This is a genomic window from Flocculibacter collagenilyticus (assembly GCF_016469335.1).
GTDB classification, from domain to species: domain Bacteria; phylum Pseudomonadota; class Gammaproteobacteria; order Enterobacterales; family Alteromonadaceae; genus Flocculibacter; species Flocculibacter collagenilyticus.
The window spans coordinates 1,203,323-1,226,120 of record NZ_CP059888.1; the positions used below are offsets into that span (position 1 = coordinate 1,203,323).

22 protein-coding genes are annotated in these 22,798 nt (G+C 42.0%); all 22 read left to right on the plus strand.

What is annotated here, in order from left to right; genetic code table 11:
• Window positions 1-119: 119 nt before the first annotated feature.
• Entirely contained in the window at window positions 120-446 is a 327-nt protein-coding gene (fliE, locus tag HUU81_RS05280) for a flagellar hook-basal body complex protein FliE (RefSeq protein ID WP_199611972.1), read from the plus strand.
• Window positions 447-486: 40 nt separating this feature from the next.
• Complete coding sequence (gene fliF, locus HUU81_RS05285; RefSeq protein WP_199611215.1) at window positions 487-2,190, plus strand: flagellar basal-body MS-ring/collar protein FliF; 1,704 nt, start codon at window positions 487-489, stop codon at window positions 2,188-2,190.
• Window positions 2,183-3,232: a flagellar motor switch protein FliG gene (gene fliG / locus HUU81_RS05290; RefSeq protein WP_199611216.1), complete on the plus strand. Its 1,050-nt coding sequence runs from the start codon at window positions 2,183-2,185 to the stop codon at window positions 3,230-3,232. Before fliF ends, fliG begins: the two co-directional genes overlap by 8 nt.
• Window positions 3,233-3,258: 26 nt before the next feature.
• The gene (gene fliH / locus HUU81_RS05295; protein ID WP_199611217.1) at window positions 3,259-4,071 is read left to right on the plus strand and encodes a flagellar assembly protein FliH; all 813 of its coding nucleotides are present in this window, start codon (window positions 3,259-3,261) and stop codon (window positions 4,069-4,071) included.
• A 38-nt stretch (window positions 4,072-4,109) separates the two neighbouring features.
• Entirely contained in the window at window positions 4,110-5,453 is a 1,344-nt protein-coding gene (gene fliI, locus HUU81_RS05300) for a flagellar protein export ATPase FliI (protein ID WP_199611218.1), read from the plus strand.
• A gap of 6 nt (window positions 5,454-5,459) precedes the next feature.
• Window positions 5,460-5,903, plus strand: a complete 444-nt coding sequence (gene fliJ / locus HUU81_RS05305) for a flagellar export protein FliJ (protein ID WP_199611219.1) — start codon at window positions 5,460-5,462, stop codon at window positions 5,901-5,903.
• Between the two features lie 186 nt (window positions 5,904-6,089).
• Window positions 6,090-8,294: a flagellar hook-length control protein FliK gene (locus tag HUU81_RS05310; protein WP_199611220.1), complete on the plus strand. Its 2,205-nt coding sequence runs from the start codon at window positions 6,090-6,092 to the stop codon at window positions 8,292-8,294.
• A gap of 75 nt (window positions 8,295-8,369) precedes the next feature.
• Window positions 8,370-8,909, plus strand: a complete 540-nt coding sequence (gene fliL / locus HUU81_RS05315; protein ID WP_199611221.1) for a flagellar basal body-associated protein FliL — start codon at window positions 8,370-8,372, stop codon at window positions 8,907-8,909.
• 10 nt (window positions 8,910-8,919) lie between these two features.
• The gene (gene fliM, locus HUU81_RS05320; protein ID WP_199611222.1) at window positions 8,920-10,023 is read left to right on the plus strand and encodes a flagellar motor switch protein FliM; all 1,104 of its coding nucleotides are present in this window, start codon (window positions 8,920-8,922) and stop codon (window positions 10,021-10,023) included.
• A complete protein-coding gene (gene fliN, locus HUU81_RS05325; protein WP_199611223.1) occupies window positions 10,023-10,469 on the plus strand; it encodes a flagellar motor switch protein FliN in 447 nt (148 codons plus the stop codon). The genes fliM and fliN overlap by 1 nt, the downstream gene beginning before the upstream one ends.
• Window positions 10,466-10,861, plus strand: a complete 396-nt coding sequence (gene fliO, locus HUU81_RS05330; protein WP_199611224.1) for a flagellar biosynthetic protein FliO — start codon at window positions 10,466-10,468, stop codon at window positions 10,859-10,861. Before fliN ends, fliO begins: the two co-directional genes overlap by 4 nt.
• Window positions 10,854-11,729 (plus strand): flagellar type III secretion system pore protein FliP, encoded by an 876-nt coding sequence (fliP, locus tag HUU81_RS05335; protein WP_199611225.1) that lies wholly within the window; start codon window positions 10,854-10,856, stop codon window positions 11,727-11,729. Before fliO ends, fliP begins: the two co-directional genes overlap by 8 nt.
• 75 nt (window positions 11,730-11,804) lie before the next feature.
• Window positions 11,805-12,074 (plus strand): flagellar biosynthesis protein FliQ, encoded by a 270-nt coding sequence (gene fliQ, locus HUU81_RS05340; protein ID WP_199611226.1) that lies wholly within the window; start codon window positions 11,805-11,807, stop codon window positions 12,072-12,074.
• Window positions 12,075-12,091: 17 nt separating this feature from the next.
• Window positions 12,092-12,868: a flagellar biosynthetic protein FliR gene (gene fliR / locus HUU81_RS05345; RefSeq protein WP_199611227.1), complete on the plus strand. Its 777-nt coding sequence runs from the start codon at window positions 12,092-12,094 to the stop codon at window positions 12,866-12,868.
• A gap of 19 nt (window positions 12,869-12,887) precedes the next feature.
• Window positions 12,888-14,018, plus strand: coding sequence for a flagellar biosynthesis protein FlhB (flhB, locus tag HUU81_RS05350; protein ID WP_199611228.1), 1,131 nt, complete (start codon window positions 12,888-12,890; stop codon window positions 14,016-14,018).
• 58 nt (window positions 14,019-14,076) lie between these two features.
• On the plus strand, window positions 14,077-16,173 hold the full coding sequence (gene flhA, locus HUU81_RS05355) for a flagellar biosynthesis protein FlhA (protein ID WP_199611229.1): 2,097 nt from the start codon (window positions 14,077-14,079) through the stop codon (window positions 16,171-16,173).
• A 20-nt stretch (window positions 16,174-16,193) separates the two neighbouring features.
• Window positions 16,194-17,741: a flagellar biosynthesis protein FlhF gene (gene flhF / locus HUU81_RS05360; RefSeq protein WP_199611230.1), complete on the plus strand. Its 1,548-nt coding sequence runs from the start codon at window positions 16,194-16,196 to the stop codon at window positions 17,739-17,741.
• The gene (locus HUU81_RS05365; protein ID WP_199611231.1) at window positions 17,734-18,612 is read left to right on the plus strand and encodes a MinD/ParA family ATP-binding protein; all 879 of its coding nucleotides are present in this window, start codon (window positions 17,734-17,736) and stop codon (window positions 18,610-18,612) included. The genes flhF and HUU81_RS05365 overlap by 8 nt, the downstream gene beginning before the upstream one ends.
• Window positions 18,609-19,331 (plus strand): RNA polymerase sigma factor FliA, encoded by a 723-nt coding sequence (locus HUU81_RS05370; RefSeq protein WP_199611232.1) that lies wholly within the window; start codon window positions 18,609-18,611, stop codon window positions 19,329-19,331. The genes HUU81_RS05365 and HUU81_RS05370 overlap by 4 nt, the downstream gene beginning before the upstream one ends.
• 47 nt (window positions 19,332-19,378) lie before the next feature.
• Window positions 19,379-19,762, plus strand: coding sequence for a chemotaxis response regulator CheY (cheY, locus tag HUU81_RS05375; RefSeq protein ID WP_199611233.1), 384 nt, complete (start codon window positions 19,379-19,381; stop codon window positions 19,760-19,762).
• A gap of 20 nt (window positions 19,763-19,782) precedes the next feature.
• Window positions 19,783-20,544: a protein phosphatase CheZ gene (locus HUU81_RS05380; protein ID WP_199611234.1), complete on the plus strand. Its 762-nt coding sequence runs from the start codon at window positions 19,783-19,785 to the stop codon at window positions 20,542-20,544.
• 15 nt (window positions 20,545-20,559) lie between these two features.
• A complete protein-coding gene (locus HUU81_RS05385) occupies window positions 20,560-22,785 on the plus strand; it encodes a chemotaxis protein CheA (protein ID WP_199611235.1) in 2,226 nt (741 codons plus the stop codon).
• Window positions 22,786-22,798: the final 13 nt, after the last annotated feature.

The following is a 22,798-nucleotide window of genomic DNA, read 5'->3' on the forward strand; positions in this document are numbered from 1 at the left end:
ACTAACGATATTTATTTTTCTTTTAAAATCAATGTGTTGAAATTGGTATGCTTTTTGCTTTATCAACATCATAATCCAGTCTTCAAATATTTGACGCTCGAGAGCGGGAGCTTATTATGATGAACCTTAAAGCTGATATGTTGTATGCCGAAATGCAGTCAATGCGTGCTCAGGCCACAAATAACCCGATTGAAACAAACAAAATTCCTACCCAATCAAGCAGTGCAGATTTTGGTGGTTTACTTAAAAATGCCATTGATAACGTAAATGGCTTGCAGCAAGACTCTAAGCAAAAGGCTACTGCTATAGAAATGGGTGATAGAAGTGTGTCACTTGCGGAAGCGATGATTGCTTCTCAAAAGTCGTCTATTGCTTTTGAAGCTACGGTCCAAGTAAGAAACAAGTTAGTTGAATCTTACAAAGAAATTATGAACATGCCAGTGTAATGGTCCTAAGTAATTAAGAACAGTGTAATGAGGTACTATTGTGGCTGACTCGACCCAATCAACAGAAGTTGCTTTATCAGGCGATAGCTACGACGCGGGTGATGTTGTAGACAGCGAACAGCAGGAGCAAAAATCGGGCTTTTTGAGTGGGCTAGGTGGTGTCGACATTTTACGCCAAGTTACCCTCATTATTGCCCTTACCATATGCTTGGCCATTGCTATTTTTATTATTATTTGGGCGCAAGAGCCTGATTTACGTCCGTTAGGTAAAATGCCAACAGACGAACTCATTACTACTTTAGATTTCTTAGATAATAATAAAATTGAATATAGTCTTGAAGGCGGCGATACCATTTATGTTGCTTCAGATAAATACCAAACCATTAAGCTGATGATGGCACGCGAAGGGCTGGATAACCAACCCCAATCCGGCACTGACATTTTAATGCAGGATATGGGATTTGGTGTGAGTCAGCGCTTAGAGCGCGAGCGTTTAAAGCACAGCCGTGAGCAGCAGCTAGCGCGTACAATTGAAGAGTTGAATTCTGTTGCACGTGCCAAAGTGTTATTAGCCATTCCAAAAGAAAATATTTTTGCTCGCAGAGAAAAGCATCCGTCTGCAACGGTGTTAATCACACTTAAGCGTGGCAAAATGGCAACTTCTGAAGAAATTGACTCGATTGTTGATATTGTTGCTTCCGCTGTACAAGGGCTCTCCCCTGAGCGAGTGACGGTAACCGACCAAAATGGTCGTTTGCTTAACTCCGGCTCACAAGATTCTATTTCCGCTCGTTCTCGTAAAGAATATGAAATTAAGCGAAAACAAGAAACGGAATACCAAGCTAAAATTGATGGCATTTTAATTCCTGTGGTGGGATTAGGTAACTTTACCGCTCAGGTAGATGTAACGATGGACTTCACAACGCATGAAGAAACGCAGAAGCGTTATAATCCTGATTTACCTGCAGTGCGTTCAGAAATGACGATTGAAGATAACAGTATTGGTGGAATAGTAGCAGGGATCCCCGGCGCATTAACCAATCAGCCTCCGCTAGATTCAAATATCCCAGAACAAGCAACAGGTGGAAACACACGCACGGTTACGCCTGGGCGAAACCATAAAGAATCAACGCGTAACTATGAATTAGACACTACAATTAGTCATAAGCGCAGACAAACTGGGGCATTGAGACGATTGAGCGTATCGGTAGCTGTTGATTATATTCAAGGAGCCGATGGTGCAAAGGAACCTCGCTCTCAAGAAGAGTTGGCAAACATTAGACGCCTATTGCAAGGTGGGCTTGGCTTTGATTTGCAGCGTGGTGACACATTAGAAGTAGTCACCATACCGTTTACGCGTATTGGCGAGTTAGAGCCGTTAGAAATTCCACTTTGGGAGCAACCGTGGGCAATTAAAGCGCTTCGTTTATTGCTTGGTGCCATTATTATCATTGTCTTGATATTAGCGGTAGTTCGTCCGATGATGCGTAAACTGATTTACCCAGAAGATACAGTGGAAGAGTATGATGAAGATTCACTAGGCTTAGACTTAGGCGATGAAACCATTGATATGCTGTCGACTGACTTTGATGAAGGTGCAGTAGGGTTTGCGGCAGATGGTACATTGCAGCTGCCGGATTTACATGGTGATGAAGATTTATTGAAAGCAGTTCGAGCGCTTGTAGCTAACGAGCCTGAACTTTCCTCTCAAGTAGTGAAAGCGTGGTTAACAGAAGATGACTGATGTAGCAGAAACAGAAGATAGTGGTGGGCAACCTAGCTTCGATGTCAGCAAGCTAGAAGGTATAGAAAAAGCTGCCATTTTATTATTAAGTTTGTCGGAAGAAGATGCGGCACAAATACTTAAACATTTAGAGCCAAAGCAAGTACAAAAAGTAGGTTTGGCGATGGCGACCATAGATGACTTAAGTCAGCCTAAGATTTCGGCTGTTCATCAGGCATTTATTGAACAAATTCAGAACTTTAGTACTATTGGCTTCCAGTCTGAAGACTTTATTAAGAAAGCGTTAACCGCTGCACTTGGTGAAGAAAAAGCCGCTAATTTAATTGACCAGATTGTGGCGGGTAGTGGCGCTAAAGGGCTAGATTCCTTGAAATGGATGGACTCGAAGCAGGTTGCTAACATTATTAGAAATGAGCACCCGCAGATCCAAACTATTGTATTAGCCTACTTAGATCCTGAGCAGTCTGCCGATATTATTGGTCAATTCCCAGAAAAAGTCAGACTCGACTTAATGATGCGTATAGCTAACTTAGAAGAAGTACAACCAGCAGCATTGCAAGAACTTAATGAAATTATGGAGAAACAGTTTGCGGGTCAAGCTGGTGCACAAGCCGCGAAGATGGGTGGTCTTAAAGCTGCTGCTGACATAATGAACTACTTAGATACAAATATTGAAGGTCAGTTAATGGACTCAATTCGTGAACATGACGAAGAGATGTCTCAGCAAATTCAAGATCTTATGTTTGTATTTGATAACCTTATTGACGTGGATGACCGTGGTATTCAAGCTATCCTGCGTGAAGTTCAGCAAGATGCGCTTATGAAGGCAATTAAAGGTGCCGATGAAGCGCTTGCAGATAAGATTATGAAGAATATGTCTAAACGTGCAGCTGATATGATGAAAGATGACCTAGAAGCAATGGGACCAGTAAGAGTGAGTGAAGTTGAAGGTGCACAAAAAGAAATTCTTTCCATTGCGAGAAGGCTGGCTGATGCAGGTGAAATTATGCTTGGCGGCGGTGGCGGCGAAGAGTTCTTGTAATATGCATGTTATAAATGGATTACAGTATGTCTGATGACTCTTTAATGGATAAGCCAATTAAGCCAAGCCCAGAATTGCTAGAGGCACTTAAAAACTGGCAGTTTCCTCAAATGGATTCAACCGAAAAAAAACGCTCTAAAACTGACGCGCTCGGTCATACCGATGAATGGTTGGATAGCAGAAAAGTGAAGGCGGTTGACACTGAACTTGAAGAAGACGAAGTCCCTAAGTTACCTACGCTTGAAGAAATTGAAGACATTCGTCGACAAGCATTTGAAGATGGTTTCGAAGAAGGTAAGCAAGAAGGCAGTCAAAAAGGCTATGAAGAAGGATTAACGAAAGGCCATGAAGCAGGCTTTGAACAAGGGCTAGAGCAAGGTAAAACGGAAGGTTTTGCATCAGGCGAAGAAGAGGTTAAGCAGCAAGTTGAGCATTGGTCGTCGTTAGTAGAAGCGATCCATAAACCATTGCGTGATGTTGATGCAGCGGTAGAAGAACAGTTAGTTAACTTAGCTGTACAATTAGCCAAAGCAGTAATAGATGTTGAAGTGCAAACGAATGAGCAAGTAATTTTACAAGCTCTTAGAGATAGTATTTCAGCATTACCAGCCAACCAAGCCACGATAGATATTAAATTAAATCCTGAGGATTACGAGACAATAACGTCGCATTTTGACGAAGAACAAATTGCTGAAAGAAAATGGAATTTATCAAAAGAGCCGACAATTGCCAAAGGTGGCTTATTGGTAGAAAGCGAAAGTTCGTCAATCGATAGAACCTTAACCACCCGAATTAAAGATACGCTTGAACAATTCCTTAACGATGCAGAGCAATCGTAATTGTTCGTTATCAGTATTATTTTTAGGTAACAATAACAATGGCCGAAAAACTTGCCTCATTGCAAGAACGTTTAAACAAATACCCCAAACTGGTGAAGTCTGCCAAACCAGTTGTTGCTGGTCGTTTAACTCGGGTTGTTGGGCTAACGCTAGAAGCCATTGGGTGCCGAACGCCAGTTGGTAGCCAATGCCTAGTTGAAACCGTATCAGGCGATATTGAAGCTGAAGTGGTTGGCTTTAATGGGGAATATACGTATTTGATGCCTTGTGAAAATGTGCATGGTGTCTTACCCGGTGCGCGAGTTGTGCCGAAGGCTGGAAAATACGGTATTCCTGTTGGTATGGAGTTGCTAGGGCGGGTGGTTGATGGTTCAGGCAAGCCATTGGATGGAAAAGGCCCGTTAAATACAGAGCATCATGTTTCCCCGAAAGCAGAACCACTTAATCCATTAAATCGTAGACCTGTTAGTGACCCCTTAGATGTAGGTGTAAAGGCCATTAATGGCGTAATCACAGTAGGGCAAGGTCAGCGTATGGGGCTATTTGCCGGCAGTGGTGTAGGTAAGAGTGTGCTGTTAGGGATGATGACACGAGGTACCACGGCCGACGTGATTGTTGTTGGCTTGATTGGTGAACGTGGCCGCGAAGTAAAAGAATTTATTGAAGAAATTTTAGGTGAAGAAGGCAGAGCACGCTCAGTGGTGGTGGCGTCTCCAGCAGATAACTCGCCATTAATGCGCATTAGAGGATGTGAAACGGCGGTAACGATTGCCGAATATTTTCGTGATCAAGGACTAAATGTATTGCTGTTATTAGATTCGGTCACGCGGTATGCCATGGCACAACGTGAAATTGCATTAGCAGTGGGCGAGCCACCAGCAACAAAAGGTTATCCCCCCTCGGTATTTGCCAAACTACCGCAATTGATCGAACGAGCAGGCAATGGTGGTGAAGGACAAGGTTCGATTACAGGGTTTTATACGGTTCTGTCGGAAGGTGATGATTTACAGGATCCGGTAGCCGACGCTGCCCGAGCTATTTTAGATGGCCATATCGTGCTCTCTCGTCAACTTGCTGATGCTGGTCATTACCCTGCTATCGATATTGAAAAATCAATCAGCCGCGTAATGGCGCAAGTGACGAGTAAGGAACATCAATTACAGGCTAGAGCATTGAAGCAGTTCTATTCAATTTATCAACAAAATAGCGACTTAATATCTATTGGCGCTTACAGCCAAGGCTCAAACCCTCAACTTGATCATGCGATTAATATGATGCCCCAAATAAAGCAGTATTTAACTCAAGAAATGACAGATGTCATACCTTATGATGAAGCACTCGCAGGGTTAAACCAGCTTATTCCTTTAGCGCAACCTCAGTAGTAATTTATGGCTATTGAACAGTTAAAAACCGTTTTACAGGTAGAACAGGATAAGGAAGATAAGCTGGGAATCGATTTACGGCAAGCACAGCACCACCTGATTGACAACGAGCAAAAACTTGAAGGTATTCAACAATATCGCCTTGATTATATGAAGCAACTTCATTACAAAGCGCAACAAGGTATTGAAGGGAATTTTTATAATCAGTACCAAGCATTTATGAAAAAGTTAGACTCTGCATCTGAGCAGCAAATTAATGCCGTTAATACCGCAAAACGTGTTGTGGAACAACGCAAAGAGCTGTGGTTGAAGCAACAACAAAAACGCAAAGCACTTGAAATGCTGATTGAAAAGCATGAACTGGCAAAGCAAGAGCGGCTAGATAAAGCAGAACAACAAATGTTAGATGAAATTGCCACCAACCAGTTTATTCGAAATCAGAAGCGGTAACCGCTGCTTTCTTAATATTTTAAATCCATAAAAAATAAACTTGGCCTAGTTATTGAATGCTTCTGAGTACAGACGTTGGATATAGCTGTTTATCCACAAAAGAATAAGCGCACAGTTTAGATAGTAGAGTTAGGTTGCTGCTGATTTAGTAGCCATTCAATATACGAATACATTTGCGAGGCATCGATGAGAACACCCATGCACATACTGCCAGAGCCTATAGAAATGGAGGCTCCTAAAGCACCAAAGAAAGCGCCTGAACGAAATTCAGATGCTAATTCAGAGTTTAATTCAGTGATGCAACAGTCTCACCAAAGGCAACAACAGCAACAAATGGATGCAAAGCGTGAGGCAGCAACAAAACTTGCCGATGGCAGGCAAGAGCAACGCAATACAGACATTAGAAATGCCGCAGCAAGAAGCGAACAAGTGCGCAACGAGCAAGCTCGCAATAATGAAATTAATAATAAACAATTACAGAATGAAAAAGCACAAGCAAAGCAGAAGCAAGAGCAACGAATAGCGCAGCAAAAGCTTGAACAAAGCAATACATCGTCTGACCGTAAGGAGTACAGCACTGCGACCGAGCAGTCTAAAAGCGCGAGTGAAATAGACTCTTCATCGGAACATAAAAAAGATTTAACTCCGCACTCATCAAATGATGAGTCAGCTGCGCATGAGCCAGAGAACGATAAAAAGTCAGAAGCAACTAAGATACTCGCTATTATTGAAAGTGCTGCTGAGCAGCAATTCGAAGGTAAGGCTGGCGCTGCGCACTTTGATAAAGTAGCTTCTCAGGAAATAAATGGTGAGCAAAGCGCAGAAAAAAGCGCGTTTAATCCTGTCCAAAATATAATAAATGAGTCTGATGAAGCTGCAAATAACGCTAACGCGTTAGCGGAAAAAAATAATGGGATGTTAGCCGCAGAAGAGTTGGCTAAATTGAATCAACATACCTCTAAGTCAGTTGATGACGATGCTGATCCTATCGCTGATAAAGCTGCAACAAAAGAAAATGACTCCACAATTAGCGGCGCTCATGCTGCTAAAACAACTAACCCTGAGACACTATTAAGTAAAGCAACTCCGTCAACTAATGCAGAGCCTTTACAAGCTGAACAGTTACCAAAGAACGAAGATGCTGAATTAACGGCACTGATTGAGTCGACAAAAGCATTGTTAAGTAAGAACAGCCAAACCCTTAATGACATGGTTAATAGTGATAAAACAGCACCGAAAGCGTCATTGATTTCAACGAGCGTACATAAAGCAATAGATGAGTCAGCGGGCACTGGCTCAGATAAAGCACTAAGCTCAGCCTTGGAAAGCGCTCAGCGTCAGGACGATATGTCACTTGAAGATAAATTAGCAGCATTGAAAGCGGCAAACTCAAATGACCGCACGTTATCTATGAGCGAAATTAGTGATGGTCGTGTTTCTATTCCATCCATGCCAATTGAAGGGCCGAGTAAACCAAGAGTGCCGATTTTTGATGGCAACCCAATTCAGTTAGATGACGGGGCTTCGTTAAAGTATAAGGAAAAGGGTAGCCAAGCTGCAGAGTTAAAAGCGGGGGCCGAAAGTTCGGTAACGATTGCGAAGAACGAGCTACCGCCTGTAACAAAAGTACTCAATATTGCTGGTGACGCTGTAAATGGCACGACGACTAATGGCAGTGTAAACCAAGCCAATGCTCATCAAGCTGCCGAGTCGACTAAAGATGAAATACTAAAAGATAATGCCGAAAATAGTGCAGCAAAATCTGATGAAAAAATGCTACGAGCGCAATTGTCTGCGGCAGAACAAGCGGAATTAGCGGCGCTGACTTCAAATAAAGTAACCAGTAAGGCTCCTAATCAGCAAAATGTGTCAGCATTTCAGTCTACCCTTGAAGCGGCAATGAACGTTAAGAACGAACAAGCTAATATTAAAGTGAACGAGAAGGGGCAAAAAGTGCTCCAAGAGACCATTAATATTCTTCGCTCGGATTTTGCAGCCAATATGAAAGAAAAGCTTTCATTAATGCTGGGTCGAAAAGTCCAAATAGCCGACATTCGTTTAGATCCTCCAGAGCTGGGTAAAATGCAGGTGAAAATGACCATTCAGCAAGAGCAGGCGAGTGTGAGTTTTGTCGTACAAAACCCGCAAGCCAAAGAAGCGCTGGAACAAGCAATGCCTAAACTTAGAGAGTTGCTGGAGGAATCAGGTATTAACTTAGGTGAAAGTTCGGTTGAGCAAGGTGACAAAGAGCATAATGCATGGAGTGATGACGAGCCAAATACAGGTACAGACAGTTCGCTCCACTCAAAAAACGAGCAAGCTGAAGATGCAGAGGCTACTATTGTTCCAATAGTTGGCAATAAAATAGGCGGAATCGACTTTTATGCATAAATTAATTGCAGACTACGTATAACGTTAGCAATAATATGAAGATGCACTTTATGTATATTTAAGCTTGGATGAAAAATGGCCGAAGAAGAAAAAGAATTAGAAATTGAAGAAGGCGGTGGAAAAAGCAATAAGATGATGATCATTATTATTGCTGCTGTAGTACTTATTGGTGGCGGTGTTGGCGCTTTCATGTTTCTTGGCGGCGATGACGCCCCTGAAGAGGGTGCTGCTGAAGAAACACTTGCTGAAGGTGAGGCAAAGTCTAATGATGGTGATGCACCATCAGCGGATATTGGTGACGCAATTTATGTTGCTATGCCTCGCCCATTTGTATTTAACGTGCCGGGTGCATCCCGAGATCGTTTAGTGCAAATAAAAGTACAAATGATGATGCGCGGCGAAGAAAATGAAGAAAAAATTAAAAGTCATATTCCACTATTAGAAGGTACGCTATTAAAAACGTTTAGTAGCACCAACGCAGATGATTTAGGTACACCAGAAGGAAAGGATGCATTAAAAGCAAAAGCACTTTCTGATGTGCAAACAACGCTTATCGACGTAGCAGGCGGAAAAGTAATAGAACGCGTGCTATTTACCGGCTTTGTAATGCAATAAGAGTAAAAGAATGGCAGTTAGCGATTTACTATCACAAGACGAAATTGATGCGCTACTCCATGGTGTCGATGAGGTTGAGGAAGAAGACGGCGACGACGGCGAAGGCGGCGAAGGTGGCGGCTCCGCATTAGAGTACGACTTCTCCTCACAAGATCGAATAGTGCGTGGGCGTATGCCTACGCTAGAAATAGTGAATGAACGTTTTGCAAGACATATGCGGATCAGTTTATTCAATATGATGCGTCGAAGTTCAGAAGTGTCGATTAACGGCGTGCAAATGATTAAATTTGGTGAGTATATACATACCTTGTTTGTACCAACCAGCTTGAATATGGTGCGTTTTAGACCTTTAAAAGGCACTGGCTTGATTACAATGGAAGCGCGGCTTGTCTTCATTTTGGTGGACAACTTTTTTGGTGGTGACGGTCGTTATCATGCAAAAATTGAAGGGCGTGAATTTACGCCAACGGAACGCCGAATCGTGCAAATGCTCCTTAAAATTATTTTTGAAGATTATAAAGAAGCATGGGCACCTGTGATGGACGTGTCTTTTGAATACTTAGATTCAGAAGTGAACCCTGCCATGGCGAACGTGGTGAGTCCAACAGAAGTGGTGGTTATTAGCTCATTTCATATAGAGTTAGATGGCGGTGGTGGCGACTTCCATATTGCGTTACCTTATTCCATGTTAGAGCCCATCAGAGAGCTACTCGATGCCGGTGTTCAAAGTGATAAAGAAGATACCGACTTGCGCTGGAGTAAAGCCATGCGCGATGAAATTATGGATGTAGAAGTAGATGTTTCAACGACTTTTGTTGAAGTTGATTTGTCTTTACAGCAATTAATGGATTTAGAAAAAGGCGATATTATTCCTATTGAGATGCCTGAGTTTTTGACGGTATATATTGAAGACTTACCTACGTTTAGAGCAAAAATGGGACGTTCAAGAGATAATGTTGCATTAAAGATTGTTGAAAAAATTAAGCGGCCTGAATCTGTTAAGTCTGAACTTAACGTATTCACGAAAGGCGGTAGGCGTTTAGATAGTGATGCAGATATCGCTATCTTGGAAGAAGATTTGAATTTAGATAATAGTGGCGAGAGTACCTGGTAATGAGTGATGAAGATGCAATGGACGAATGGGCTGCGGCCCTAGCTGAGTCTGGTGATATTGAAGAAGGCGAAACAGTCTCGGATCCTAATGTACCTGCCGATGCTGGTGCGCTAGGCGCCGACCAAGTTGAAGCAACTGAGCTTGAAGAATTGACCGATGATTCAGCTCCAATAACAGCCGACGAAAAAAAGAAATTAGATACCATTTTAGATATCCCAGTCACTATTGCGATGGAGGTTGGGCGCAGCAAGATCAGTATTCGTAATTTACTACAGTTAAACCAAGGTTCAGTGGTTGAACTCGATCGCGTAGCAGGTGAGCCATTAGATGTGCTTGTTAATGGTACGCTGATTGCGCACGGTGAGGTAGTTGTGGTTAACGATAAATTTGGTATTCGATTAACTGACGTTATCAGCCAAATTGAACGTATTAAAAAATTACGATGAATGCAGTTATCTTCTTATTAGTATCTTGCTGCTTGTTTAGTCCATTTTTAATGGCTGCTGAACAAGCGCAGGGATATACGCCTGACTATTTATCGGCAGTTCTTTCCTTATTACTTGTCTTATGTGTTGTTGTATTGTTAGCCAGTATAGTTAAGCGCTTTAATCTAGGTATGCCTGCAGGTCAGCACATGAAGGTAGTTACCAGTTTACAATTAGGCCCTAAAGAGCGTATCTTAGTAGTTGAAATTCAAGGAAAACAGCATGTATTGGGTGCCACGGGGCAACAAATTAACTACTTGTTGAGCTTGGATGAAAATATAACAGCAAATGTCCCGCAAGTAGACATGGCAAATAAATTTAAAAAACTACTCCAGCAAGGAAATCATGAATAAGCTTTATTCAGTAATCTTGATAGTTTTGTTATCAATTGGTTCATTTTATTCATTTGCACAAACAACAAAGGATCAACCTCTTTCTACATCGGCCAATAATCAGGTACCTCAGTCTGCGCCAGTTAATCAGGCGGCCCAAACATCTCAAACTTTGCAAGCGGCACAAACACCTCAGGCGAAGAGTATTGGTATACCAGCGTTAACGGTAACCACTAATGCTGACGGCACTCAAAACTATAGTGTAACCTTGCAAGTGCTATTTATTATGACAGCACTAAGCTTTATACCCGCCGCTGTTATATTAATGACGTCGTTTACGCGTATTATTGTGGTATTGGCAATATTGCGTCAAGCAATAGGTTTACAGCAAAGTCCATCTAACCAAGTGTTAATTGGAATGACGCTATTTTTAACGATTTTCATCATGACGCCCGTGTTCAATAAAATACACGATACTGCCATTCAGCCTTATATTAATGAGGATTTACAAGCTTTAGAGGCATTTGAAGCTGCCCGCGAGCCGATTAAGCAATTTATGCTCACGCAAACACGTATTAAAGATATCGATACTTTTGCGCAAATCGGTGGCTATGAAAATATCGACTCTCCTGATCAAGTGCCATTTATGGTGCTAGTACCTGCATTTGTAACAAGTGAGTTAAAAACAGCGTTTCAGATTGGCTTTATGTTTTTTATTCCGTTTCTTATTATTGACTTAGTTGTCGCATCCATTCTGATGGCAATGGGTATGATGATGTTATCGCCCATGATTGTTTCCTTACCATTTAAGCTCATGATGTTTGTACTTGTTGATGGTTGGAGCCTAGTGATGGGGACATTAGCAACCAGTTACGGAGTAGGTACTTAATGTACTACTTAATGCGCAACGTAATCTCTTATAGCAATACCGACTATGTTGCTAACGCAATGTTAGGGAGTAACTATGTCTCCTGAGGTATTTGTAGATATATTACGAGATGCATTGTTCATTGTTATTTTGCTTGTCTCTGCGGTTATCGTCCCTTCTTTAATCGTCGGTTTAATTGTGGCGGTATTTCAGGCTGCCACCTCAATTAACGAACAAACCTTAAGCTTTTTACCTCGTTTAATTGTGACTTTACTGGCCTTAATTTATGGTGCTCACTGGTTGGTACAAACCTTAATAGATTTTACCCTTGAGCTTGTAAACCGCATTCCTTCTACCATTGCTTGACGGGCTGAAAGAGTAGCATGTTTGAATACCCGTTAGACGTCATCATGCAGTGGTTAGCAGACTTCTTATTACCTGCCATTCGCATCAGTGCCATGGTAATGCTGATGATAGGGATTGGCGCAAAAACCATTCCAATGCGAATTAAGTCAGCATTCGCCTTAATGACCGCATTCGTGGTTGCACCTGTACTACCACCTTCAACTTTTACAAATTTATTCTCGTTTGAAATGATTTTAGTTGTCATGCAAGAGATTTTGATTGGTAGCATTATTGGCTTTATTTCTACTTTGATGATTAATACTTTTGTATTGGCAGGACAAATGCTTGCAATGCAAACAGGCTTGGGCTTTGCGAGCATTATTGATCCCTTAAATGGTACTTCCGTGCCTGCAGTTGGTCAGTTTTATCTTATTTTAGCAACGTTGTTATTTTGGATATTTGATGGGCACCTGACTATGATCCATATGATAGTGCACAGCTTTAAGGTGTTTCCAATTGGGCAATATGTTTGGGATATTCAATCGTTTAAGGATATCGCCAATTGGGGGGCATGGTTATTCGCCACAGCGTTAGTATTGGCGTTAGCGCCTATTACAGCCATTATGGTTGTTAATTTAGCATTTGGCATTATGACGCGTGCTGCCCCACAATTAAATATATTTACAATCGGTTTTCCGGTCACTATGACATCAGGTTTGATCATAATTTGGTTAACGATGGATAACTTTACCATGCACTTTGAAGGGCAATGGGAAAATGCAGTGCAACTAATGTGTGATGTAATTAAATGCTAACGCTACTTAGGTAACAAGAATGGCTGAAGATAGCGATCAAGAAAAAACAGAAGAACCCACGTCCAAAAAGCTCTCGGACGCCGCGAAAAAAGGTCAGATTGCGCGTTCAAAAGAGCTTGGCACCATGACGGTATTAATTGTAAGTGCGGTAGCGCTGCTAATTTACGGTAAAGGGCTAGCGTTAGGTTTAATGGAGGTCATGAAGCGCTTATTTACCTTAAATAGAGCGGATGCATACGACACCACAAAAATGTTCTCAGTGTGGAGTGATGTGGCAAGCGCCATCGCGGGGCCGTTTATTGGTATTTTTGCTCTGATTTTAGTTGCTTCATTTATTGGTAATATTATTTTAGGCGGCTTTAACTTTAGTTGGGAAGCAATGGCGCCTAAGTTAAATAAGCTATCACCAATGAAAGGCTTTAAGCGGATGTTTGGCCCTCAGGCGGCGATTGAGCTAGTAAAAGGGATTTTAAAGTTCGGGGTAGTAGCAACGGTTGCATTTTTCTTACTAAAAGCGTATTTCATCGATATTATTCATTTAAGCATTCAGTCAGTACCTACCAATATATTTGATGCTGTTGAGCTAATGGCTTGGATATTTTTAGGGCTTACCGTCAGCCTTGCCATTATTGCGGCAGTGGATGCGCCTTTTCAAAAGTGGAATCATGCCAAGCAATTACGCATGACCAAACAAGAAGTTAAAGACGAATATAAAAACCAAGAAGGTGATCCGCAAGTAAAAGGGCGGATTAGGCGTACGCAGCGTGAAATGGCACAGCGTAGGATGATGCAAGACGTACCTGAAGCGGACGTCGTGGTGACTAACCCTACGCATTACTCGGTGGCAATAAAATACGATACAGAGCGTGCAGGCGCACCTATTGTGATTGCCAAAGGAATCGATAACATGGCACTGCAAATTAGAAAAATTGCAAAAGGCCATGATGTGCCTATTATTGCGTCGCCAATGCTGGCGCGGTCACTTTATTACACCACAGAAGTGAATGATCAAATACCCGAGCAACTTTTCGTGGCAGTTGCTCAAGTGCTTGCTTACGTGTTCCAGTTAAAGCAATTCCAAACAAAGAAAGGAACCAAGCCTAAACCTCTAAGTAAAAACCTACCCATACCGCCAGAATTCAGTTACTAATTTTTGGCGTACTACTTGCTTAATCGCTTAGGTAGCGTGTGATTAAGTAGGTTGATGTATGGAATTAAGTGCGGTTTTAAATTCGTTAAATAAAGATAAAATGATATACCTCAAAGGTATAGCGACGCCTTTAATGGTTTTAGCTGTGCTGGCCATGGTGGTATTACCGTTACCTGCATTTGTTTTAGATATTCTATTTACCTTCAATATTTCGCTAGCACTGGTTGTGTTGCTAGTGACCGTTTATACCCTGAAGCCGCTCGAATTCGGCGCTTTTCCCAGTGTGTTACTCATTGCAACGATACTGCGACTTGCCCTCAATGTAGCGAGTACCCGTGTTGTATTACTAGAAGGCCACAAAGGGGGCGATGCGGCTGGAGCCGTTATTGAAGCCTTTGGCTCGGTGGTTATTGGTGGCAACTACGCTGTTGGTTTAGTTGTATTCCTGATCTTAATTATTATTAACTTTGTGGTGGTAACTAAAGGTGCGGGACGTATTTCAGAAGTTACAGCACGCTTTACTTTGGATGCAATGCCGGGTAAACAAATGGCGATTGACGCTGACCTAAATGCAGGCTTTATCACGCAAGAACAAGCCAAAGCACGACGGGAAGAAGTGACGGCTGAAGCTGACTTTTACGGTTCGATGGACGGTGCCAGTAAATTTGTAAAAGGTGATGCAATTGCCGGCATTATTATTTTATTTATTAATATTATTGGTGGCTTATTTATTGGCATGATTCAACACGGCCTAGAATTTGGTACCGCAGTTGAGATTTATACATTACTAACTATTGGTGATGGTTTAGTTGCTCAAATCCCGGGATTATTACTTTCAGTAGGGACAGCTATTGTTGTAACACGTCAAAATACCGAGCAAAACATGGGCGATCAATTTGTTACGCAATTAGGTAACGACAAGCCACTGTTTATTGCAGCAGGATTGATGTTTGTTATGGGGGTTATTCCTGGCATGCCGCATTTCGCATTTTTACTATTAGCCTGTATTTTGGCAGGCGTACCAGGCTATGCCAAATGGAAAGCAAGTAAAGCAGCCGCTAACCCCGTGGTTGAAAGGGAGCAGGAAGTGCAGCCGACTGCGCCTGTAGAAATAAAAGAGCTTGGTTGGGATGACGTTCAACAAATTGACACTATTGGCCTAGAAGTCGGTTATAGGCTAATTCCGCTTGTAGATAAATCACAAGGCGGTGAGTTACTGGACCGAATTAAAGGGGTACGGAAGAAACTCTCTCAAGAGCTTGGCTTTTTAGTGCCTGCAGTACATATTCGTGACAATTTGGACCTAGATCCTAATGCTTATCAAATCGCAGTAATGGGTGTTTCCACCGGCGATGGTGAGTTAAAGCACGACAGTGAACTTGCGATTAACCCAGGGCAAGTATTTGGCCCTGTAGATGGTGTTGCAACGAAAGATCCTGCATTTGGCTTGGACGCAATATGGATTAACCGAAAAGATAAGGAACATGCACAGTCTTTAGGGTATACCGTAGTGGACGCAGCAACGGTTGTGGCAACACACTTAAGCCAAATTTTAACGAATAATGCCGCACTGTTACTCGGTCATGAAGAAGTGCAAAATTTATTAGACATGCTGGCCAAAAGTTATCCTAAGTTAGTTGAAGGATTGGTGCCGGATGTATTACCACTCACCACGGTGGTTAAAGTGCTACAAAACTTATTAAACGAAGGGGTGCCAATTCGTGATATGCGAACGATTGTTCAAACCCTTGTTGAATACGGACCAAGAAGCCAAGACACTGATGTATTAACAGCAGCGGTGCGTATTTCATTACGCCGTTTAATTATTCAAAACTTAGTTGGATCAAGCCCTGAAGTATCTGTCATTACTTTGGCGCCAGAGCTGGAACAGATGTTGCATCAGTCGATGCAAATGGCGGGCGATGAAGGCGCAGGCATTGAGCCTGGTTTAGCAGAGCGCATTCAAAAATCATTGAGCGAAGCGCATCAAAATCAGGAACTGTCTGGCGAGCCATCAATTTTACTAACATCAGGAATGTTACGTTCGGTACTTTCTCGATTTGTTAAGCACACTATTCCGGGGTTAAGTGTTATTTCTTATCAAGAAATTCCGGATGAAAAACAAATTAAAATTGTTAGTTCTATCGGCCAGTAAAATTGCACTAGGGGTAGAAAATGAAAATCAAACGTTTTGTAGCAAGAGACATGCGTACAGCGCTTAATGAAGTTAAAGAAGAGTTAGGTGTAGATGCAGTTATAATGTCTAACAAAAAAGTGGCTGAAGGGGTCGAAATTGTAGCGGCAATTGATTACGACTCACCAAAAGCTGCAGAAACAAAACAGCCTGAGCCTACTCAATCACCTACTAGGGCAAGTACCTTACATGCTGTTGCTGATGAAGAAGATAGGGCTCCTGTGATGCACCCTAGTCACGAACCTATTAAGCCCACTGCTGAATTTGAAGCGCTATTAAATAATGCAGCTGAGGGTGCGATTAACAATGACAAAGAAAGTATTGCTTCATCTTTAGAGGCGTTACTGTCGCGTCAGCATGCAATTAAGGCACATAAAGCGGGAGCTACTCATTCTCAATCAACACCAACTGCTAAGCAAGCGCAACCTGCACGGCCAAATAGAAATAATCATTTAAATAGTAAGCCTGCGAATTTAGCTCGCGGTTTCGATACGTTAGATAAAACAGAAAAAACACATGCTCCGAAGGCCGCTTATAATCAAACGGCAAGCCATCATCAAACTGCGACATCAGAAACAGCTTCTGTACAGCATCAAGCCGACATGCAAAGCATGAAAGGTGAAATTGCATCTTTAAGAAAGTTATTAGAGCATCAAGTATCTGGCTTATTATGGCAGGAACTGGAAAGAAAAGAGCCGCTACGCGCAATGCTAATTAAAAAATTAAAAGCACTAGGTATTTGTGATGAAGTAGCGGATCAAATGGCGTGTTTTATTCCTGAAGATCTTGCAGACCATGAAGCATGGCCTAGTGTACTCGAATTACTTGAAGGCCAGTTAAGTACAACTCGTAACGATGTGATCCATAAAGGTGGAGTGTACGCTTTTGTTGGGCCTACTGGTGTAGGTAAAACCACGACCATTGCTAAACTTGCCGCTCAATATGCAAAAATGCATGGGGCAGAACATATTGGTTTAATTACTACCGACACATACAGAATAGGTGCGCACGAGCAGCTTGCTACTTATGGTAAAATCATGGGGTGCCCAGTAAAAATTGCAAAAGATGCGACGGAACTTGAAGCGTTATTAAAATCAATGAGAAGCAAGAAATTAGTACTTATTGATACTGCAGGACTAAGCCAACGCGATTTAAGATTAACACAACAACTTGATACATTGATTACAAGCACTAATATTAACATCAAGACCTACTTAGTATTATCAGCAAATGCACAAAGAAGAGTACTAGAAGAAAGCATTGAGCACTTTAAGCGCATTGCACTTTCTGGTTGTATTTTCACCAAGCTTGATGAAAGTTTGAGCTTAGGAGAAATAATTAGCGTCGCGATCCAAAATGCATTACCAATTGGCTATCTTACTGATGGACAAAGAGTACCTGAAGATATTAAAGTAGCGTCTGCAAAGAAACTCGTAGAAAATGCGGCAGATTTGCTCGACTCTCAAAGTGGCTCGGAACATGTTTGGTACACCCAAACAGAGCCTCAAGCAGTAGGAATGTATGAATAAAAATCTTTTCGACCAAGCTAGTGGCCTGAGGAATATGAATCAAAGTAAACCCATTAAGGTGATATCAATAACAGGCGGAAAAGGAGGGGTAGGAAAAACAAACGTATCTCTTAATACTGCTATCGCAATGGGGCAGTTAGGAAAAAAAGTACTCGTATTAGATGCGGATCTCGGGTTAGCAAATTGTGATGTGATGCTTGGATTACGCGTTGAAAAAAATATTTCCCATGTTCTTTCTGGTGAATGTTCGCTAGAAGAAATTTTAGTGGAAGGGCCTCACGGCATTAAGATTGTGCCTGCAACATCCGGCACTCGTTCAATGGTTGAGCTATCAGCGGCTGAGCATGCTGGGTTAATTCGTGCTTTCAGTGAAATAAAGTCTTCTTTTGATGTATTGCTTGTAGATACCGCAGCAGGTATTTCCGAAATGGTACTGAGTTTTTCACGTGCCGCACAAGACGTAGTTGTGGTTGTTTGTGATGAACCTACATCGATTACCGATGCTTATGCGTTAATGAAAGTACTTAGCAGAGAGCACGGCGTATACAAATTTAAAATTGTAGCGAATATGGTGCGTAGTTTACGTGAAGGACAAGAATTATTTGCTAAACTGTCCAAAGTAGCGGATCGTTTTTTAGATGTTTCACTAGAAATGGTCGCGACCATTCCGTTTGACGAAAATATAAGAAAGTCGGTTAGAAAACAAAAGGCTATAGTTGACGCGTTTCCTAAATCTCCAGCGTCAATTGCGATTAAAAATTTAGCCGCTAAGGCGATTAAGTGGCCTGTTCCAGTGCAACCGACAGGGCACGTAGAGTTTTTTATAGAGCAGTTAGTCAGAAATCATACTGAGTCAAGAGACGAAATTTGAGTAAGAAAATTGCCACTTATGAAAAAAAAGATACGCTATCCCAGCTTGTTGAAGCCCATGCAGGGCTTGTAAAGCGTATTGCGCATCACTTAATGATGCGGCTACCTGCAAGCGTTCAAGTAGATGATTTAATTCAATCTGGCATGATTGGTTTGATTGAAGCAGCAAAAAAGTTTGATGGTAGCAAAGGCGCAAGCTTTGAAACGTATGCAGGCATTCGTATCCGAGGCTCAATGCTAGATGAAATTAGACGTGGTGATTGGACGCCTCGCTCAGTTCATAAAAATAGCAGAATGATTGCCGAAGCGATTGCTGAATTAGAGTCAGAACTGGGAAGAGATGTTTCTGACACAGAAGTTGCTGAAAAACTTGATATTCCACTAAATGAATACCATCATATGCTTAACGAAGCGAATGTTGGCAAAATAATTGGTATAGAAGACTTAGGCGTAACGGAAGATGTATTGTCGGGAAACAATGATGATAAATCTGTGAATGAGCCTTTTGAAGGAATTGCAAACCAAGCTTTTAAGCAATCATTAGTGAAGTCGATTAAAACATTACCAGAAAGGGAAGCGTTGGTGCTTTCACTTTACTATGATGATGAACTAAATTTACGCGAGATTGGTGAAGTTCTTGATGTAAGTGAATCAAGAGTAAGCCAAATTCATAGTCAGGCAATGCATAAATTGAAAGCAAAAATGCGAACTTGGCTATAATAGAAATAATAATTAATAAAAGTTAAATTGCCTCAATGGAGGGTGTTTTGGATAAGAATATGAAGATTCTTGTTGTTGATGACTTTTCTACAATGAGACGTATCATTAAAAACTTGTTAAGAGATCTTGGCTTCACAAACGTACAAGAAGCAGATGATGGCAGTACGGCACTTCCTATGTTACAAAATGGCGATTTCGACTTTGTAGTAACTGACTGGAACATGCCGGGCATGCAAGGTATTGACTTGTTACGTAACATTCGAGCCGACGATAAATTAAAACATATACCTGTAATGATGGTAACTGCCGAGGCGAAAAAGGAGCAAATTATTGCTGCTGCTCAGGCGGGAGTTAATGGTTATATTGTTAAGCCATTTACAGCGGGCACGCTTAAAGCAAAATTAGATAAAATATTTGAGCGTCTAGGTTAATCCTGTTCAAGGAGAGTAAAATGTCAGCATCAAATGCTTCATTAATTAGTCTTGAGCAGGCAAAAGAGTTGGTTCAGTTATTGGAAGATGGTGAAGTCGATAAAGCGAATCAAATCATTCATGATACCAGCTCTCCAGAGTCCTCCGAATTGTTTGCGGAAGTAGGCAAACTTACTCGTGTGCTACACGACTCACTTCGTAACTTCCAACTTGATGCGCGCATCTCAAATTTAGCAAATGATGACTTACCAGATGCTAAAGAGCGACTTAATTACGTAATGAACTTAACTGAGCAAGCAGCCAATAGAACGATGGATGCAGTGGAGTCAAGTTTACCAATCGCTGACAAAATCAATAATGACATCGCACAGCTAAAACCACACTGGAATAAGCTAATGAGTCGTGACTTGAAAGTGGGCGAATTTAAGGCGCTGTGCCGCAATTTAGACAACTTTATCAAACAAGCTGAAACAGATGCCGCTCAGCTACACGTGCTGTTAACAGAAGTATTGATGGCTCAGGATTTCCAAGATTTAACCGGACAAGTAATTCGACGCATTATTGAATTGGTGCGCGAAGTGGAAGATAGCTTAATTTATCTTCTTAAGGTATTTGCTGGTGAGGATGCTGCGCTTGCGCAAGCTGATGATAAATCTAAAGATAAATTAAGTCAGTCCGATAAAGAAAAAGCGGAAGGTCCGATCATGAATGCAGAAGTGCGTGAAGATGTAGTTACGGATCAAGATGAAGTAGACGACTTATTGTCAAGTTTAGGCTTTTAAAAGGGGAGCAGCTGCATGAGCTTTGATTTGGATGAAGACATATTACAGGATTTTCTGGTTGAGGCTGGAGAAATCCTAGAGTTATTATCCGAGCAGCTTGTTGAACTCGAAAATAATCCTGAAGATGCTGATTTATTAAATGCAATCTTCCGCGGCTTCCATACAGTGAAAGGCGGCGCAGGATTTCTTTCTTTAACAACGCTAGTTGATGCCTGTCACGGTGCTGAAAATGTGTTTGACGTATTGCGGCAAGGGCAACGTAAAGTAACCCCAGAATTAATGGATGTTATTTTACAGGCGCTAGACACCATCAACATAATGTTTGCAGCTGTTCAAAATAGAGAAGAGCCTGATCCTGCTGATCCTGAACTTATTGAAGAGCTACATAGATTAAGTAAGCCTGAAAGTGAAGATGAAGCGGTAGAGCAAGCGCCAGCCGAAGAGCCAGCAGCCGAAGCTCCTGCATCAGCGCCCGCGGCTGGAGAACCAGAGTTATTCGATGAAGTAAGCACGCCAGCCGCCCAAGGCGATGGTGAGAATATCGATGATATTAGTGAAGACGAATTTGAGGCACTACTAGATGAGCTACACGGTGGTGGAGCGCCATCTGGGAAGCCTGCAGCAGAATCTGCGCCTGCCGCATCGGAGTCGTCTGATTCAGGTGATGAGATTTCAGATGATGAGTTTGAGTCGTTACTCGACGAACTACATGGTAAAGGCTCATTTAAAGCTGACTCAGCAGACGAAAGTAAACCCGCCAGCCCAGCTGCACCTCAAGCCCCAGCTAGTGATTCATCAGATGATGAAATTAGTGATGATGAATTTGAGTCGTTACTAGATAATATTCATGGGCAAGGTAAAGGGCCGGGTGAAGTTAAGTCTACACCAGCTGCGCCTAGTCAAAGTGCAGGGCAAGCAGCAAACCAAAGTACCCCTAAAGCTACACCGCCTCCTGCTCCCAAAAAAGAACCAGCAAAAGAGCCGGCAAAAGAACCCGCTAAAAAAGCGGCACCTGCAGGTAAGCCTGCAACTGAACCTAAAAAGGCGGCATCTCCTCCGCCACAAGCTGAAACGACCGTTCGTGTTGATACTAAACGTCTAGATCAAATAATGAATATGGTTGGTGAGTTGGTATTGGTACGCAATCGCTTGGTCAGCTTAGGCAGCTCAGTAGAAAGCGAAAACATGTCTAAGGCTATTTCTAACCTCGACGTGGTTACTGCTGACTTGCAAGGTGCAGTAATGAAGACTCGAATGCAGCCAATTAAGAAAGTATTTGGTCGTTTTCCTCGGGTTGTTCGTGATTTAGCCAGAAGCTTGAAAAAAGATATTGTATTAGAGCTGGAAGGTGAAGAAACCGATTTAGATAAAAACCTTGTTGAAGCACTTGCCGATCCACTCGTCCACTTGGTGCGTAACTCGGTTGACCACGGTATTGAGATGCCAGATGTTCGCGAAGCTGCGGGTAAGCCTCGTACGGGGGTTGTACGTTTGTCAGCATCACAAGAAGGCGATCATATCTTACTGACCATTGTTGATGATGGTGCGGGGATGGACCCTGAAAAGCTAAAAGATATTGCTATTAGTAAAGGGATTTTAGACACCGATGCTGCTGCACGCATGTCTGACAATGAAGCATATAACTTAATTTTTGCACCGGGCTTTTCGACCAAGACTGAAATCTCTGATATTTCAGGCCGTGGTGTGGGAATGGACGTTGTTAAAACTAAAATTACCCAATTAAATGGGTCATTACATATCGATTCTGAGCGTGGAACGGGCACCACGCTAGAAATTAAAGTACCGTTAACACTTGCTATTTTGCCTACCCTAATGGTGGTTGTAGGTGTTCAAACTTTTGCCTTGCCTTTAGCAACGGTTAATGAAATTTTCCATCTAGATTTAACCAAAACTAACATTGTTGATGGCCAGCTAACGATTATTGTTAGAGAAAAAGCAGTCCCATTGTTTTATTTGGAAAAGTGGTTAGCTACAACCAAATATGACAAGGATGAGAAGAATGCAGGGCATGTTGTAATAGTTCAAATTGGAACTCAGCAAATGGGATTTGTTGTAGATTCGTTAATCGGCCAGGAAGAAGTAGTCATTAAGCCATTAGATGATTTACTGCAAGGAACACCTGGAATGGCTGGTGCGACAATTACATCAGACGGGGGGATCGCATTAATTATTGATGTGCCTAGCTTGCTTAAACATTATGCTAAACGTTCAATGAGATAGCTTTATTGAGCCA